This window comes from Chromohalobacter sp. HP20-39 (genome assembly GCF_033052815.1).
Classification (GTDB): domain Bacteria; phylum Pseudomonadota; class Gammaproteobacteria; order Pseudomonadales; family Halomonadaceae; genus Chromohalobacter.
Genome location: NZ_JAWHTP010001281.1, coordinates 1 through 229, shown reverse-complemented (window position 1 = coordinate 229; position 229 = coordinate 1). Strand labels below are relative to the sequence as shown.

Annotated in this window: 1 protein-coding gene; it reads right to left on the bottom strand. The window is 65.1% G+C overall.

Annotated features, from left to right (window positions below):
* Nucleotides 1–5 precede the first annotated feature (5 nt).
* Nucleotides 6–229, bottom strand: a 224-nt coding sequence (locus RVY79_RS21980; RefSeq protein ID WP_317466748.1) for a GNAT family N-acetyltransferase, incomplete at its 5' end; no start/stop codon positions are given.

Below are 229 nucleotides of genomic sequence, written 5' to 3'. Positions count from 1 at the left end.
GGAGTTCAGGCATCGGGCGGGGACTTCAGGTACAGACCAGGCCGCACGATCTCCAGGCCGCGGTCCGGCGTCGCCAGCGGCTGGAAACCGTGGCGAGCATAGAGGCGATGGGCGTCTCGCGTTAACAGCATGAAGCGGCGCAGGCCTTGCAGGTCGTGGTGGGCGAGCAAGGCCTGAATCATCCCATCGGCGAGCCCTTGGCCGCGATGACCTTCGAGCACGTAAACAT